This window comes from Haloferula sp. (genome assembly GCF_049672945.1).
Classification (GTDB): domain Bacteria; phylum Verrucomicrobiota; class Verrucomicrobiia; order Verrucomicrobiales; family Akkermansiaceae; genus Haloferula.
In genome coordinates this window covers 1-15,930 of record NZ_JBATWY010000242.1, presented here as the reverse complement: position 1 = coordinate 15,930, position 15,930 = coordinate 1, and the positions used below count along the sequence as shown (strand labels likewise).

Genomic DNA, 15,930 nt, shown 5'->3' with positions numbered 1-15,930 from the left:
TCGCGTCTCCCGGGAGGGTCCTCGAATTTCTTTAAGAAAAGTAAATAATTTTTTAGAACACAATCACGTAGGACGGATTTGGGGGCGGAAATTGCCGTTTTGGCGTCGAAAAGTTGGGAATTGATCTGGGTCTGAGCGCCTCCACCTTGCGGCCAATGATGAGTAACAATGCACGGACCTCTGCCGAAACTGCCACCCGAGATCGATACGCTGCCGCCGCGAAGGTGCCGGAAGCGGCCCTGTGTTGCCCGGTGGACTACGATCCGAAATACTTGGAGAAGATTCCCGCTGAGGTGATCGAGAAGGACTACGGCTGTGGTGATCCTTCCAAATACCTGAATCCAGGAGAAGTGGTTCTGGATCTGGGTTCGGGCACAGGGAAGATCTGCTTTATTGCCTCCCAAGTCGTGGGTCCCAAGGGGCGGGTCATCGGAGTCGACATGACCGACGACATGCTCGAGGTCGCGGCCCGCAATGCGCCGATCGTGGCTGAAAGAATCGGCTACTCGAACGTCGAGTTCAGAAAAGGACGGATTCAGGATCTCGGTTTGGACCTCAACCTGCTGGACGAGGCCCTCGCCAAAAGTCCGGTGGCCAGTGCGAATTCCTTTCTGGCGGCAGAAGAACTGGCGGGTGAGTTGCGGGTGAAACAACCGCTTGTCGCCAGTGATTCGATCGATGTGGTGGTTTCTAACTGCGTGCTCAATCTGGTGGAGAGTCGGCTCAAACGGCAGCTTTTCGACGAACTTTTCCGGGTGCTCAAGAACGGGGGACGCGCTGTTATTTCGGACATCGTGAGTGACGAGGAGATTCCTGAGGCGATGCAGGACGATCCCAATTTGTGGAGTGGCTGCATCAGTGGTGCTTACACTGAGGAAGGTTTTCTCAAGGCCTTCGAAGATGCCGGCTTCTATGGCATCGAAATTCTAAAACGCGATGCAGTGCCGTGGCAGACGGTCGAGGGGATCGAGTTTCGCTCGGTGACGATTCAGGCATGGAAGGGCAAGCAGGGTCCTTGCTTTGAACGCAATCAGGCCGTGATCTACCGGGGGCCTTTTCTCAAGGTCCTCGATGATGACGGCCACGCGATGGAGCGCGGCAAGCGCTACGCGGTCTGCGACAAGACTTACAATCTCTACAAGAAAGCCCCCTATGCGGACTTCTTCGAGTTCGTTGATCCACTCACTGAGATTCCGCTCTCCGAGGCTGAACCTTACGATTGTTCCCGAACGAGTGAGAGGCATCCGAAGGAAACCAAGGGTGCGGACTACGATGCGACGACCGAAACGGCGACTTGCCGCGACGCGGGTGACGGGGCGAGTTGTTGCTGAGTTTTAGCATGGCCCCCGTCGTTGAATTCCGGGCCTGAGTCACCTCCGATCACCGTTTCTTAAGCCATCACGAAGCATGGAGGGATGAGTCGGTGGCTGGGTCCTTGGCCTAATTTCTGAGGCTGGCGGCGAGTGCGGATTTCCAAGCATCGAGGGATCGTGCGAGGTGTTGACTGGAAGGTTCCTTGATGGCGTAGCACTGGAGGCCGATGTCGCCGGTATAGCCGATTTCACGCAGGTGTCGCAGCAATTCGGCCTGATCGAAGGTGCCCTTGTCGAGCGGCTGGATGAGCGTGTCCCAGTTGGTTCCCCCGCGGTCCGCGCCGCAGGTGCTGACGCTCCACAACCATGGTTTGGCTGCTTTGAGTGTCTGGTGCAGGTCGCTCTCCGGCTCGACCTTCATGAAGTGGCAAAGGTTGAAAGCGACGCCGACGTTGGTGCATCCGGATGCCTTGGCAATGCGCAGCGCATCGCCAATCGTCTCGATGTATAGATTGTCGTGGGGGTAGAGGACGACGCGCAGTCCGGCTTTCTCCGCCTCGGCTGCAATTTCGCGAACAAAGGCGGTGGCCTGGGTATCGTTGGGATCCTTGCCAGCCAGAACAAAGAGTTCGACGAGTGAATCCCGGCCCTTGAGGGCTCGGATCGCGCGGGTGACCGAGGGGTCGTAGGTGAAGTCATTTGCCGACACCCTGCCGCCGACGTAGATGCTGAAGGTCTTCAACCCGGCGGCATCGAACTCCTTCAGGAATTCGTCGAGCACGTTCGCGTGCACCGAGCCGACACCATCGTATCCGAGTTCCTTCATGTGGGCGGCACCTTGGGCGACGGTCTCATACTTGACGCCGTTCTCGAAAGCGTAGAACGAGGGTGAAAAGGTCTTATCGTCGGCGATGGCCTGGGGTGAAGCCGTGGCAAGAACAAGGGCGGTCAGGAGGACCAGGCGCCTCACGGTATTGGTTGCTTCGGGGTTTCTCATGAGAGGTCGCTGTCGGGGAATTCAGGCGGTCCAGTCGCGGGCCGGACGGCGGTAGATGAAGCTCTTGGCGCTTTCGGTGTCGTCGATGGGGAAGGCCTCCTTTTCCGGATCCCAGCGGATCGTGCGGCCCGAGCGTGCCGCGAGGTGGCCAAGGTGCAGGGTGGTGGCGAGCCGGTGTCCTGCCTCGACGTGGTAGGCCGGTTTGCCGCGCGACTTCACCGCGTCGAGAAAGTCGCGATGTTCGATCGGCGGAAGCGGCCAGAATTCGGCTTCGGGTGGGAATTTGTCGATGCGGAGCATCTCGTGATTGCTGGCGGACCATTGCCCGTTCCAGCCCTTGCAGCGGGCCCAGCCGTCGGTGCCGACGAACTTGATGTCGACGTCACCATCCTTGACGGACATCTCCACGCCGTTCGGGTAGCGGTAGTGGAGGTCGCAATGGACCGGAACGCTGCTTTCCGAGGTTTCAGAATCCGGCATTTCGCTGCTACCGGAAATTTCAACCGGGCCGCTGGCTTCCATGCGGGCTCCGACTTGGGCAGTGTCGATCAGGTGGGACCCCCAGTCGGTGATGTTGCCCCCGCTGTAGTCCTTGATCATGCGCCAGTGCTGCGGGTCGGTGCGGCGGGGGGTGTAGGGGTGAAATGGTGCCGGGCCGAGCCAGAGGTTCCAGTCGAGGTCATCCGGGACCGGGGCTGGTGCTTCCTTCGGATAAGGTTGCTTGTAAGGCAGCACCACTTCGATTGACTTGAGCTGGCCGAGCATTCCGCTGCGGGCCCACCCGGCGAGGCGGTGATATTTGATGAGCGATCGATCTTCGATGCCCCACTGGAAAACCGCTTTGCGCGCGGCGACTTCGTCGACCAATTTGCGGCCCTCGGTAATCGTCAGGCTTGGTTTTTCGCAGAACACGTCCTTGCCGGCCTGCAGCGCGGCCATCGAGAGCGGCACGTGCCAGTGGTCGGGCGTCGAGATGACGATTGCGTCGATGTCGTCGCGGGCGATGAGTTCCCGGAAATCCTGGCAGGCAAGGCAGTCGCTGTTGCCGTGGTGCTGGTCGACGATCTGCTTTGCCTTGAGGGCCGATGACATCCGGACGTCGCAGACGGCGAGGGTGACGGCGTCAGATTGGTTTTTGAATGAGGTGAGGTTGCGTCCGGTCCCCTGAAGACCCATGCCGATGAAGCCGAGGGTGATCTTGTTCGATGGGGCATTTTTTCCGAGCAAGCGGGAAGGGATGATCAGCGGAGCGGCGGTGGCGGCGAGGCCACCGAGCACCTTGCGGCGGGTGGTCGGGCGGAACGAGGCGATCGGAGCAGGCGGTGGCGGTCGCTTCATGTTAGGATTGGGGTTTTGGATCGTGTCGAGCCAGCTCGGGCTGGAATCCGTCGGCGATCATCAGGAAAAGGTCAAGAGACTCGGGCCTCGCGGGGGCTCGGTCGAAGCGGCTCGCTCCACCGAATTGAAGCACTCGGTCTGATTTCGAGATCCCTGAGCGTCGAAGTTCCATCAAGGGTTTCAATTAATTATGGTGATACGCAGGTTGCTATTTGGCGCGAAGCTGCTTTTCGATGACCTCGGGGTCGTTGCTGGGTAGCTGGCAGACAAAGTTTTCACAGACGTAGGCGGTGGCTTTGCCGTCGATGGGCTTGATCGATTTAAAGAACTCGGCATGCGAAGAGAGGTAGTCCTGAGCTTCACCTCCGTCGGCGACGACGATGACCTGATTAGGTTTGGCGTGGGTGCGGGCGAGTTCTAACAGAGCGAGCGTGTCGGGGGCGTCGGGTTGGCCGGCGATGACGACCTGGGCCGACTTGCTTTGCAGGGCAGCGGCGGAGACGAGCATGCGGGGGAGGGCGGTGGGGGCCTCTTCAAGGTCGCTGCCGAAGGCACGGATGACGTCTTTGGCGCGGTCGATGCGATCATTCTGGTGGAGGATCGAACCAAGTCGCAGCAGGTTGTTAGATGAGATCGAGTTCTCCGAGGGTTCGGCTCCATCGTAGGCTTCCTTGGGTCGGATCAGGATACTGTCGTCCGTGCCGGTGGTCGAGAAGTAGCCGCCGTGTTCCTTGTCGAGAAACAGCTCGTCCTGCTTTTCCTGAAGCTGGTCGGCGAGACGCAGCCAATGGACGTCGAAACCCGCCTCGTAGAGATCGAGAAGGCCTTGGATGAAGAAGGCATAGTCGGCGGCGAAAGCATCGACGCCCGTCTGACCTTCACGGTAGCTCCGGAGCAGGACGCCCCGCTTGGGGTCGTAGAGTTTCTTCTCAATGAACTCGGCGGATCTGGTGGCTGCCTTGAGATGGTCGGGGTTGCCGAGTTGCTTGAAGGCTTTGGCGTAAGCCGAGATCATGAGGCCGTTCCATGCGGTGAGGATCTTGTCGTCGAGATGGGGATGAGGTCGCTTTTCGCGAGCATCGAAGAGGCGTTTTTCGGCGGAGGCGAGTCGGGAGGCGAGCTCTTCGTCGGTCAGGTCAAACTTCTCAGCAGCTTCGGCATTGCTGAGCCGGCGGATGAGCGTGTTCTGATTCTTGAGGTCGCCGTGGGGGTCACTACCCGGCGGTGAGTTGCCGTTTTCTTCGACGCCGTAGACCGCATTGAAGAGGGCTGCATCGTCGCCGAGGAGTTGGTCGATTTCCGGTTTGGTCCAAATGTAGAAAGCTCCTTCGGTCTTATGATCCGCATCGGGGCTTGCCATGCTGTCGGCGTCTTCAGCGGAGAAAAATCCACCTTCGGGATGGGTGAGGACGCGCTCGACGTAGTTGAAGACGTCGAGAGCAGCGGCTTCAAAGGAGGGATTGGGATCGAGACGGCTGGCTTCGAGAAAGGCGATGGCCAGCTGGGCCTGGTCGTAGAGCATTTTCTCGTAGTGGGGCACGTGCCAGAAGCGGTCGACGGAGTAACGGTGGAAGCCTCCGCCGAGGTGGTCGTGAATGCCACCCAGGTTGATGGTGTCGAGGGTGCTGCGGCTCATTTCGAGCGCTCGGTCGGTGTCTGGCGTCTTGGTCGCTGCGAAGTAGTGGAGCAGGTCGAGGGTGGAGACACGGGGGAATTTGGGAGCCTTGCTAAAGCCGCCAAATTCTTCGTCGAACGAGCGGAGGAAGGTCTCGTAGACTTTTTTCAGGACTTCTGGGCCGGGCAGGGATTTGTCGGCTGTCGGCTGGGACTGAGTCATTCTCTTGAGTTCTTCGACGACGACTCCTGCTTGCTCTCGAATGGCCTTCTCGTCCTTCTTCCATGCCTCGGAGAGTTTCAGGAGGACCGTCTTGAATCCTGGCTGGCCCTCGGAGTCTTTTGGCGGGAAATAGGTGCCGCCGACGAAGGGTTTGAGATCGGGTGTCAGCCAGACGTTGAGCGGCCAACCGCCGCTGCCGGTGCTCGCCTGGACAAAGGTCATGTAGACCTGATCGACGTCGGGACGTTCCTCGCGGTCGAGTTTGATGTTGATGAAATGCTCGTTCATCACCGCCGCAATCTCCGGGTTGGCGAAGGACTCGCGGGCCATGACGTGGCACCAGTGGCAGGTCGAGTAGCCGACCGAGAGGAAGATCGGTTTGTTTTCCTTGCGGGCCTTCGCGAAAGCTTCCTCGCCCCAAGGATACCAGTCGACGGGATTGGTCGCGTGCTGCTTCAGGTAAGGGGAGCTTTCTTCTGCGAGGCGATTGAGCTTTTCGTTGGACTCCTTTGGTTCCACGGCGATGAGGGGAAGAGTGAGAAGGGAAAGAACCTGCAGAAATCTCATGACTAACGGTCAGGGATTGCGGTCTTTTGTCAATCACACCTCGGAGGTATGCGGCATTGATCCTCAATCGGAATCACTGATCCTTTATAGAAACGCTGATTTGATCCCAGTAGCCACCAGAGGAAACTCCTGATCTCGATGGTGGATGTGGTTCCCCGGGATGATCTGCTTGTCGCGCTCAAGCCCCACGATCCTGATGGCAGACGCGGCCGTCCTCCCAATGGGCTCGAGCGGATGTCACATCTTTCAGTGCTTTCTTATTTTTCATCGACCGAGTTGATCACGTGAGATTCTCTTGAGGCATGCCCGTTTTGGAATTGCCGATGGCCCTGTGGCTCTTGTTGGGAGCGATCCTGCTTCTTCTCTTGCTGGTTTGGTTCAGCCAGATGAGCACGAGTAGCAGGCTGCGGCGAATTGAGGAACAGCTTGGAAAGAAGCCGCACCATTCACAGGAAGAGGGGGCGGGCGCTGCTGATACCGGGGCCGAGTCGGGAGAACAGACCAGATTGTTTCAGGAATTCATGATGGAGGATCCCAAGCGTGCCGGACTTCCAAAGAAGGAACAATTTGCCGCCTTCCGGAAATGGCGGGCTGAGAAGGGTCTGAATTGGAACTCAAATATCAACAAGTCGTCGAATCCTACCTAAACAAGGATTTTCGCAACCATTCTTTCGTCTATTCGAAAGAATTTCCTTTTTTCCGGTTGCCAGCCGGGGCGCTCTTTGCAACACCCTCGCGCGGCCGGAACCCTTTCGGCTGAAAGCTTAAAAGAGCTTGTGAAATTTTTCACAAGCGCCCAATTTGACCCCGCCGAGCATTCCGACGACGACCGTCATGGCCAACTTCTTCCCTCGCTGGACCAACATACTCCCATTCAAAATCGCGATCTGTGCCGGGGCCCTCGGTGCTGGAGCGGTTGCTGCTTTTACTTGGTATGGGACCCCGAAGACCCTTGCGGTAGGTTATCAGCCCTCCCAGCCGATTCCCTTTTCCCACAAGATCCACGCCGGTCAACTGGGCCTCGACTGCCGCTACTGCCACTCCTTCGTGGACGTGGCTGGTCACTCGAATGTTCCGACCTCAAACACCTGCTGGAACTGTCACCAGCACGTTCAGCAGGACAGTCCGAAACTCCAGCCTTTGCGGAATCGGATGGATCCCACGCTCAACCACCCCGATTTCGGCAAGCCGGTCGAGTGGGTGCGTGTTCACAAGGCTCCGGATTACGTTTACTTCAACCATTCGGCTCACGTGAACCGCGGCGTCTCCTGTGTGAGTTGTCACGGCCGGGTCGATGAGATGGAAGTCGTCTACCAGGATCAGAGCCTTTCGATGGGATGGTGTCTTGAATGTCACCGCGCGCCGGAAGACCATCTTCGTCCGCTCGAGGAGGTCTATAATCTCGACTATGACCCGAAGGACTACCTCGCTCGAAAAGTCGACGGGGTCTCCAACGCCGAGCGCCTCCAGGTTGATACTGCCGAGGATCTCGGCCTGAAACTGAAGGAGATGTGGCGGATCCAGCCGCGTGAATCCTGCGCCACCTGCCACCACTGATTTATTTTTCGCTGACCCATGAGCAAACGCATCTGGCAACACCCCGAAGTTCCTGCAGACGACACCACCGTCTCCTGGAGAAGTGCGGGGCAGCTTCGAAACACGCCTGAATTCCGCAATTGGCTGGAGCTCGAGTTTCCAAGAGGGGCCGCCGAAATGGTGGATGACAAGGACGCCGAAACATCGCGTCGTTCGTTCCTGAAACTGATGGGTGCCTCAACGGCACTGGCAGGTTTCGGCATGGCGGCATGTCGTCGGCCGGAGAGTTTCATTCTTCCTTACGCCAACGCGCCTGAGTGGGTGATTCCCGGCAAGGCGACTTACTATGCCTCTAGTTTTCCGCGTTCGAGCGGTGCCACACCGCTGGTCGTGACGACATTTGAAGGTCGCCCGACAAAGGTCGGTCCCAACACGCTCCATCCGGACAACTCCGGAACAGACGCGTTCGCACAAGCGAGTGTTCTCGATCTCTACAATCCTGCTCGTTCAAGGCAGGTTCTCAAGGATGGTCAGCCGGCTACGCGTGCCGAGTTGGAAGCCGTAGTTGCCACAGTTGCTGCCGAGCCATCCTCAAAGATCGGCGTTGTGTTCGGTCGGGATGATTCCCCAACACGTGCCCGCCTGACCAAGGAGCTTGAAGCCAAGTTCGACGGGAACGCCAGATTTTACGCCTACGAAGCGCTCGAAGGAGAGGTGTCCAAGGCCTTTGGCGGTGATCAGAAGCTCGTTGTCGATTTTTCGAAGGCGGATCAGGTGGTTTCGCTTGATTGCGACTTTGCCGGCCTCGACCCGGTCGGACCCGTGGCTCCGTTTTTCGCACGCCGCAAGCCGGAGGGCTCCGGCTATGACAAGAAGCCGAGTGTGGAGGCGATGAATCGACTCTACTCGTTTGAAAGTGCCTTCTCATTGACCGGTGGCATGGCCGATCACCGCTTGCGGGTGAAGCCGAGCCAGCTTCTCACGATCGCTGCGGAAATCGCGCGGAAGGTTGGAGCCGGTGTCAATGTTGGTGCCGTTGAGGCGCCCGATGCCGAGACGGTCACGTGGATTGAAAAAATGGTCGCTGACCTGAAGCCGGGCAGTTCTGCCGTCCTTGCCGGGTCGCGCGCGCCGGAAGCCGTCCATCTCATTGTTGCTGCCATCAATGAAAAGCTTGGCAACGTCGGTGAAGGCAAGCCCGTGAAGGTGGTTCGCACTGACGCAGGGGCGCTTGCAGGGATCGAACAGCTCACCAAGGATCTCAACGACGGAAAGATCGACACGCTGTTGCTTTTCACTCCATCGAATCCGGTTTACGACGCACCTGCGGACCTTGCCTTCGGCGAAGCTTTGGCCAAGGCGAAAACCAGTGTCCATTTTGGACTCCGGACCGACGCGACAGCTCATGCCTGCAGCTGGCATGTTCCTTCAAGTCACTACCTTGAAAGCTGGTCGGACGCCCGCACGGCAAGCGGTGTTTACACTGTTGTCCAGCCGATGATCTTCCCGCTCTATCCCGATTGCGCGAGTGAGATCGAAGTGCTTGCCGCGCTCCTTAGCGAAGATGGCCTCCTGCTGACTGGTGAAGGGGAGGGTGGTGCCGCATCTCCGGCCTACACCGCCGTCCGCAAAACTTTTGAAGGCATCGCCGGTGAGAGCGAGGCAGCTTGGAAGAAACTCTTGCGTGATGGCTTCCTTGCCGGCTCGAAATACGATGCGAGTGAACTGGACTTTGCCGGGCGGATTGACAAGGCGATCAAGTCGGCTCCGAAAGGCGGCGGGTTGGAACTCATCTTCGCCACGGATGCCTCGGTCTATGACGGTCGCTGGATCGACAACGGATGGCTTCAGGAAGCGCCTGATCCCATCAGCAAGATTTCCTGGGACAATGTCGCGCTGATCGCTCCAAAAACTGCCAAGGCACTCGATCTTTACGATGAGATCGTTCCGCTTGAGACGGGTACCGCCGCCGTGCCACCTGATGGCGAGGGGCAACGCCACACCGGCAAGCTGATCTCAATCAAGGTCGGTGATCGGACCATGGAGATCCCGGTCCAGATCGGTTTCGGCCAGGCGGAGGATACGATCATCGTCGCTCTCGGCTACGGTCAGGGTTTCAATGCCGACGACGAACTTGGACGTGGCCCTTCCGGTCAGATGAATGTCAGCGATGTCGGCGTCAACTCCGGCTTCGATGCCTATCCGCTTCGGACGGTTGACGCTTCCTATTTCGCCACGTGCGAGAAGCCGACCCTGACGGGAGTTAAATACTCGCTTGCCTCCACGCAGGAGCACCATTCGATGTATGGTCGTGCGATTGCTCGTGAGATTTCGACCATGCCGGATGAGGTGAAGGGCGATTTCGACAAGCAGCTTTCGAAGGTCAAGAAGCAGGGGATGGATTCCCACATGCCGCCAAATGTTTCCCTCTACAAGCAGGAGGACCGCCATGGAGAGCCGCTGATCAACGACAAGATCCATCAGTGGGCGATGTCGATCGATCTTTCCTCATGCATGGGCTGCAACGCCTGTCTGGTGGCGTGTCAGGCAGAGAACAACATCCCGATTGTCGGCAAGGAACAGCTTGCGATGGGACGCGAGATGCACTGGATCCGCATGGACCGCTACTTTGCAGCTCAAGAGTACGAGGACGCGGAAGGTCAGCTAGTTGTCGACGAAGACAATCCTTCGATGATTCCTCAGCCGGTCGCTTGTGTGCAGTGCGAGTCCGCTCCCTGCGAAACGGTCTGCCCGGTCAATGCGACGGTGCATACGGAGGATGGCCTCAATGCGATGGCCTACAATCGCTGCATCGGCACCCGCTACTGCGCGAACAACTGCCCTTACAAGGCGCGTCGATTCAACTTCTTCGACTACAACAAGCGCAATCCGCTCGTCGCTCACAACCTTTACCGTGGACCGCTTGGTGAAAAGCAGGTTGGCACCGCGGCCCACCTCCAGCGCAACCCGAACGTCACGGTCCGCATGCGGGGTGTGATGGAAAAGTGCACCTACTGCGTGCAGCGCCTCAAGGATGCCACGATCCGCCAGAAGCGTGGTCAGAAGCAGGCGGCTCTTGAGAGCGGCAATTCGACGGAGGACACCGTCACCATCAAGACGCTGCGCATCCCGGTCGACTCCGTGAAAGTCGCCTGCCAGGAAGCCTGCCCGGCGGATGCCATCACCTTCGGCAACAAGCTCGACGAATCCAAGAGCCGCATGATGCGCGCCAAGGGAGTCGAGCGGAATTACGATCTCCTGAATTACATCGGCACTACTCCACGCACCAGTTACCTGGCCCGCGTGAAGAATCCGAATCCCGCCATGCCTGGTGCCGAGCGAATCGGCCGAGCCACGATTCACATGCACTGATTCGGCGTCCCAACGACTCTTTCTGAAATGGCCACAGCCACTGAAAATGCCCCGACCCGCCAAGGACCGAAACTTCCGGTCCTCAAGCGTGAAAAACTGATCCTCAACGGTCGCTCCTATCACTGGATCACCGACCGGATTTGCGGCGTCCTTGAAAACCGTCAGCCATTTTTGTGGTGGCTGCTTTTCATTCCGAGCGCGCTGATCGCCGCTGTCGGTGTCGGAGGTGGTCTGTTCCACCTTGTGTCGACCGGTGTCGGTGTCTGGGGAAACACCAACCGCGTGATGTGGGGATGGCCGATCGTGAACTTCGTGTTCTGGATTGGTATCGGCCACGCCGGAACCCTGATTTCGGCCATTCTGTTCCTGACTCGCCAGAACTGGCGGACGTCGATTAACCGGGCTGCCGAAGCAATGACGATTTTCGCGGTGATGTGCGCCGGCATTTTCCCGGCTTTCCACGTCGGCCGTGTCTGGATGGCCTGGTTCCTCGCACCGATTCCGAATGCCAATGCGATCTGGCAGAACTTCAAGTCACCGCTGCTGTGGGACGTGTTCGCGGTCTCAACCTACTTCACCATCTCTCTGATCTTCTGGTATCTGGGGATGGTTCCGGACCTGGCGACCATTCGTGACCGCTGCAAGCCCGGCTTGCGCAAGATGCTCTACGGTATTTTCTCAATGGGCTGGCGTGGCGGCAACCGTCAGTGGAGCCACTACGAAATGGCCTACCTTCTTTTGGCCGCACTGTCGACGCCGCTGGTGCTCTCGGTGCACTCTGTCGTTTCGTTCGACTTCGCGACCTCGGTGGTGCCTGGCTGGCACACCACGATCTTCCCGCCGTATTTCGTTGCCGGCGCGATCTTCGGTGGATTTGCGATGGTGCTGACCATCATGATTCCGGCTCGCTTCATCTACGGTCTGCAGGATCTGATCACGATGAAGCACATCGACAACATGGCGAAGATCATCCTGCTGACCGGCACGATTGTTGGCTACGCCTACCTGATGGAGCTCTTCGTTGCCTTCTACTCGGGAGCGAAGTATGAGATGGAGGCCTTCAAGTATCGGATCACCGGTCCCTACAACTGGGCCTACTTCATCATGATGTTCTGCAACGTCATCGCCCCTCAGGTTTTCTGGTTCAAGAAAGCACGCGAGAACCTTTGGATCGTCATGACCGTCGCCATGTTTGTGAACATCGGCATGTGGTTCGAACGTTTCGTCATCATCGTCACCACGCTGGCCCGCATGTGGCTTCCGGGTGACTGGAAGACCTACTCACCAAGCGGACAGGACCAACTTCTCTTCGTCGGCACCATCGGGATGTTCCTGATGCTCTTCCTTCTCTTCCTTCGCTTCCTGCCGTGCATCAACATTGCGGAGGTGAAGTGGACCTTGCCGGAATCCGATCCACACTTTGATGATGAGAAGGATCATCCGGACGGGGGAGTCGTCGAGGAAGCGGCCTATCAGGCCGAGCTTCAGGAAACCGCCCCGAGCAAAGCCTAACCCGAAAGAACTTCTGAAGTGAGCACTACCCGCAAACGAGTTTACGGCTACTTGGCCGAGTTCAAGAGCGCCTCCGCCCTCTACAAGGCGGCCGCGAAGGTGCGCGATGCCGGTTTCCGTCGATGGGACTGTCACTCACCCTATCCCATTCACGGTCTTGATGGAGCCATGGGCCTCAAGCGCTCGGTGCTTCCGTGGCTCGTGTTCTGTGGTGGTGCGACCGGCACGGCGACTGCCTTTGCCCTCGCCTACGGCACCCAGGTGCTGCTCTACCCGACCGTCGTGCAAGCGAAGCCGGTGAATGTCTTCTCGGTTCCAGCCTTCTTCCCGATCATGTTCGAACTGACGATCCTGTTTTCCGGTTTCACCGTGCTCTTCGGGCTGCTGGCGCTGATGAAGTTGCCGCGCCTGAATCATCCGCTTTTCGCCAGCAAGCAGTTTCATCGTGCTACTGACGACGCTTTCTTCATCGCCATCGAAGCCCGTGATCCCAAGTTCAGCCCGGAAGGTACCCGCGCGCTGCTCGAGGAGATCGGAGGCACCAGCATCGAACTCGTCGAAGAAGAAGACTGACCCCTTTTCGATTTCATCACGTGAAATACTTCTTTCTAGCCTACGCCATCGTCATCGTTCTGTTCGTCGGTCTCATGCCGATCCGCGGTGCGAAGCGTGCCGACACGCCGCTGCGCCTGTTTCCCGACATGGATGACCAGGACAAGCTCAAGGCGCAAAAGCCTGACAGCTTTTTCGCCGATGATGTCGGTTCCCGACTGCCGGTGACCGGCACTCACCCGCTTGGTTTTCAGTCCGACGGCAAGACCGAACTCGGTGGCATTCCGGAGTATGAGTTCGGTGGTGGCACCGGCTACTACTACACCGGCGGCATCGATGACTACTATTCCAACGGCATGCCCGAAGAACTCGATTTGAACGAGGGGAACGTCAATGCCTTCCTCAATCGGGGCAAGGAGATGTATTTCGTCAATTGCATGCCGTGTCACGGGGTCTCGGGTGACGGACAGGGCATTACAGCCAGCTTTGGTGTCCCCGGCATTGCGAACCTGGCTTTGGAGAACTTCGGAACGGCCGCTTACCCGGATGGCCGCATGTTTGATGTGATTTCAAATGGCAAGGGCAACATGGGTGGTTACAAGCACAACCTTTCCGTTCGTGATCGCTGGGCAGTGGTCGCCTACGTCCGCGCCATCCAATTTGCCCGCAAGGCTCCTCTTTCCGATCCGTCGATCAAGGCCGCGTTCGAGGCCCATCAGGCTTCAAACCCCGTCCAGGCCCAATAACCGAATTTCCTCATGGCTTCCCACATTGTCACCTCAGCAGACATCCCGGTAGACGGGGAACGTCTCAAGAGCACCAAGATCGAGAAGATCAAGATGATCTCCGGCGGGCTTTCGGCGATCCTCACCCTGATCAGCTTCTTCCTGCTCTTCGGCGCGGGAGATGCGATTGCAGGCAGCTTCGCCTACTCATGGCTCTTCGCCCTGTTTTTCTTCTTCACGCTCGCTGTCGGCGGGTGTTTTTGGACACTGCTTCACAACGTTTCGAACTCAGGGTGGGGAACCTCCGTCCGCCGAGTCATGGAGAACCTCGGATCGGTTTACCCCTATCTGTTCATCTTCGCGATTCCGCTGCTCTTCCCGCAGGTGCAGCAATATCTCTACGAGTGGATGACGATGCACCGTGATATTTCTGGCTCCGTCTTTGGAATTGGTGCCAAAGAGGCTCTTCACCACAGTCACAATCCCCACGATCATCTGCTTTACGTGAAGTACTGGTACATGAGCATTCCCTTCTGGTACATCCGTTTTGCCTTCTACTTTGTCGGCCTGAGTCTCGTGATTCGCGGTCTTCGGAAGCTCTCGGTAGCTCAGGACAGCGATCCGAATCCGGGCACTTCGAGACTCTTCCGCGCCCGTTTCCACTCGACCTACACGCTGATCATCTTCGCGATTACGATCACCTTTGCCGGCTTTGACTGGCTGATGATGCTCGATTACACATGGTTCTCGACCATGTGGGGGGTCTACCTCTTCGCCGGTTCGGCGCTGAACTCGATGGCGGTGATCATCATCACCTGCGCTCTGCTTGGCCAAGCGGGATACATGAAGAAGGTGGTGACTCCCGAGCACTTCCACATCAAGGGCAAGCTGCTTCTCGCCTTCACGATTTTCTGGGCCTATGTCACCTTCTCCCAGTACTTCCTGATCTGGTATGCGAACATCACTGAGGAAACCAAGTACTTCCTCATCCGTAACACCGGAGGATGGAACACCGGCATGATCGCCCTGGTCTTCGGTCACTTCGTCGTGCCATTCGTGATCCTTCTTCAAGCGTGGCTCAAGCGGACACCGAAGCTCCTCAGCATCATGTGCATCTACACGCTGGTGATGCACGTCCTCGATCACTACCTGATCGTCGCTCCCGAGCGCTCGATTTCGCTGATGAACATCCTTCCCGAAGTCTACGGCAGTCTTTCCGACAATCCGGTGACCACCACGGTCCCAGGTGCCTTCTTGGGTGACATTTTTGCCTTCGTCGCAATCGGCTCCGGCTTTGTTTTCTTTTACCTCCGCGCCCTCGGTCAGAACAATCTCTACCCGAACCGCGATCCCCGTCTTCTCGAATCCGCCAACGTCTCGAACTGACCCGGATTTCAGCTTTTCAAACTTCAGAATTTTAGTTTTCCAAGAAATGGAACCAACCCGCGACAACCCGCTCGTCCGCTTTTCTGCCTTTTGGTGGGGTATCGGCGTGATCTCGCTTTTCGGCGTTCTGCTGCTGATTCTCTGGCTGCGCTCCGGTGGCAACAGTGGTATCGAACCTCTCGAGCAAGCCGCTGCCATCAAGCGCTATGAGATTCGAGCCAGCGTGGACGCCGCTCAGGCTGCCAATCTTGACTGGAAGGTCGTCGATGAGGGATCGGCGGTTCAGGTTCCGCCGGAGGTCGTTTTCGAGACACTGGGTGAGCAGTTGATTGCCTCCACCCCCAGCAAGGTCGACGATCCTGCGCAGGTGATTCCGAATAGCCCGACCTCTGAGAAACTTGCGGCAGGTCCATCGGCTGACTACGCCGCCGTGGATAACATGACCCCACCGGCCGGCACCGCGCCTGATCCGGCTGTGATGGAGGAAGGAAAGCTTGCTTATCTGATCTGTTCCGCGTGCCACGGAGCGAATGGAGAAGGTGGACCAATCGCTCCACCTCTTGCGGGCTCCGACTGGGTGACCGGACCGGTTTCAAACCTCATCCGGATCCAACTGCGCGGTCTCACCGGACCGATCACGGTTTCCGGGGTTGAATACAATTTCCCCGCGCCGATGGCTCCACTCGCAGTTCAAACCGACGATCAGATTGCCGCGGTCTTGACCTACGTTCGAAATCCCTTCGGCAACTCGGCCGCTCCTGTGCTTCCCGCACAGGTCGAAGCCCTGCGTAGTGA

At 58.0% G+C, this 15,930-nt stretch carries 12 protein-coding genes and 1 pseudogene; 10 read left to right on the top strand and 3 right to left on the bottom strand.

From position 1 onward, the window contains the following. The first annotated feature begins 155 nt into the window (after positions 1-155). Positions 156-1,331, top strand: coding sequence for a methyltransferase domain-containing protein (locus tag WBG04_RS21220; protein WP_424316741.1), 1,176 nt, complete (start codon positions 156-158; stop codon positions 1,329-1,331). Positions 1,332-1,440: 109 nt separating this feature from the next. Here WBG04_RS21220 and WBG04_RS21215 read toward each other — a convergent pair whose 3' ends face one another. The 3 genes from WBG04_RS21215 to WBG04_RS21205 all read right to left on the bottom strand — a co-directional run bounded on the left by WBG04_RS21215 (position 1,441) and on the right by WBG04_RS21205 (position 6,052). After that, on the bottom strand, positions 1,441-2,310 hold the full coding sequence (locus WBG04_RS21215) for a sugar phosphate isomerase/epimerase family protein (protein ID WP_424316739.1): 870 nt from the start codon (positions 2,308-2,310) through the stop codon (positions 1,441-1,443). Positions 2,311-2,331: 21 nt separating this feature from the next. Continuing rightward, positions 2,332-3,648 carry a Gfo/Idh/MocA family oxidoreductase gene (locus WBG04_RS21210; protein ID WP_424316736.1) on the bottom strand — a complete coding sequence of 439 codons (1,317 nt, stop codon included), beginning with the start codon at positions 3,646-3,648 and terminating at the stop codon, positions 2,332-2,334. 208 nt (positions 3,649-3,856) lie between these two features. Next, complete coding sequence (locus WBG04_RS21205) at positions 3,857-6,052, bottom strand: thioredoxin domain-containing protein (RefSeq protein WP_424316734.1); 2,196 nt, start codon at positions 6,050-6,052, stop codon at positions 3,857-3,859. Positions 6,053-6,190: 138 nt separating this feature from the next. Here WBG04_RS21205 and WBG04_RS21200 point away from each other — a divergent pair. From WBG04_RS21200 to WBG04_RS21160, 9 genes and pseudogenes are all read left to right on the top strand, one after another. Continuing rightward, positions 6,191-6,289, top strand: a pseudogene (locus tag WBG04_RS21200) (IS5/IS1182 family transposase); the annotation flags it as partial. Positions 6,290-6,354: 65 nt separating this feature from the next. Continuing rightward, positions 6,355-6,699: a hypothetical protein gene (locus WBG04_RS21195; RefSeq protein ID WP_424316732.1), complete on the top strand. Its 345-nt coding sequence runs from the start codon at positions 6,355-6,357 to the stop codon at positions 6,697-6,699. Between the two features lie 187 nt (positions 6,700-6,886). Continuing rightward, positions 6,887-7,609 carry a cytochrome c3 family protein gene (locus WBG04_RS21190; protein ID WP_424316730.1) on the top strand — a complete coding sequence of 241 codons (723 nt, stop codon included), beginning with the start codon at positions 6,887-6,889 and terminating at the stop codon, positions 7,607-7,609. An 18-nt stretch (positions 7,610-7,627) separates the two neighbouring features. Next, positions 7,628-10,960: a TAT-variant-translocated molybdopterin oxidoreductase gene (locus WBG04_RS21185; RefSeq protein ID WP_424316728.1), complete on the top strand. Its 3,333-nt coding sequence runs from the start codon at positions 7,628-7,630 to the stop codon at positions 10,958-10,960. A 27-nt stretch (positions 10,961-10,987) separates the two neighbouring features. Further along, on the top strand, positions 10,988-12,472 hold the full coding sequence (nrfD, locus tag WBG04_RS21180; protein WP_424316726.1) for an NrfD/PsrC family molybdoenzyme membrane anchor subunit: 1,485 nt from the start codon (positions 10,988-10,990) through the stop codon (positions 12,470-12,472). Between the two features lie 18 nt (positions 12,473-12,490). After that, entirely contained in the window at positions 12,491-13,045 is a 555-nt protein-coding gene (locus WBG04_RS21175; RefSeq protein ID WP_424316724.1) for a DUF3341 domain-containing protein, read from the top strand. Positions 13,046-13,065: 20 nt separating this feature from the next. Next, positions 13,066-13,770, top strand: a complete 705-nt coding sequence (locus WBG04_RS21170) for a c-type cytochrome (RefSeq protein WP_424316722.1) — start codon at positions 13,066-13,068, stop codon at positions 13,768-13,770. Positions 13,771-13,782: 12 nt separating this feature from the next. After that, the gene (locus WBG04_RS21165; RefSeq protein WP_424316721.1) at positions 13,783-15,135 is read left to right on the top strand and encodes a hypothetical protein; all 1,353 of its coding nucleotides are present in this window, start codon (positions 13,783-13,785) and stop codon (positions 15,133-15,135) included. A 46-nt stretch (positions 15,136-15,181) separates the two neighbouring features. Further along, on the top strand, positions 15,182-15,930 hold a 749-nt coding region (locus WBG04_RS21160; RefSeq protein WP_424316720.1), incomplete at its 3' end, for a c-type cytochrome.

Bases quoted from the DNA above. Each gene is read 5' to 3' on its own strand.
- WBG04_RS21220 (WP_424316741.1), top strand. From the start codon at position 156: ATGATGAGTAACAATGCACGGACCTCTGCCGAAACTGCCACCCGAGAT.
- WBG04_RS21215 (WP_424316739.1), bottom strand. From the start codon at position 2,310: ATGAGAAACCCCGAAGCAACCAATACCGTGAGGCGCCTGGTCCTCCTG.
- WBG04_RS21210 (WP_424316736.1), bottom strand. From the start codon at position 3,648: ATGAAGCGACCGCCACCGCCTGCTCCGATCGCCTCGTTCCGCCCGACC.
- WBG04_RS21205 (WP_424316734.1), bottom strand. From the start codon at position 6,052: ATGAGATTTCTGCAGGTTCTTTCCCTTCTCACTCTTCCCCTCATCGCC.
- WBG04_RS21195 (WP_424316732.1), top strand. From the start codon at position 6,355: ATGCCCGTTTTGGAATTGCCGATGGCCCTGTGGCTCTTGTTGGGAGCG.
- WBG04_RS21190 (WP_424316730.1), top strand. From the start codon at position 6,887: ATGGCCAACTTCTTCCCTCGCTGGACCAACATACTCCCATTCAAAATC.
- WBG04_RS21185 (WP_424316728.1), top strand. From the start codon at position 7,628: ATGAGCAAACGCATCTGGCAACACCCCGAAGTTCCTGCAGACGACACC.
- nrfD (WP_424316726.1), top strand. From the start codon at position 10,988: ATGGCCACAGCCACTGAAAATGCCCCGACCCGCCAAGGACCGAAACTT.
- WBG04_RS21165 (WP_424316721.1), top strand. From the start codon at position 13,783: ATGGCTTCCCACATTGTCACCTCAGCAGACATCCCGGTAGACGGGGAA.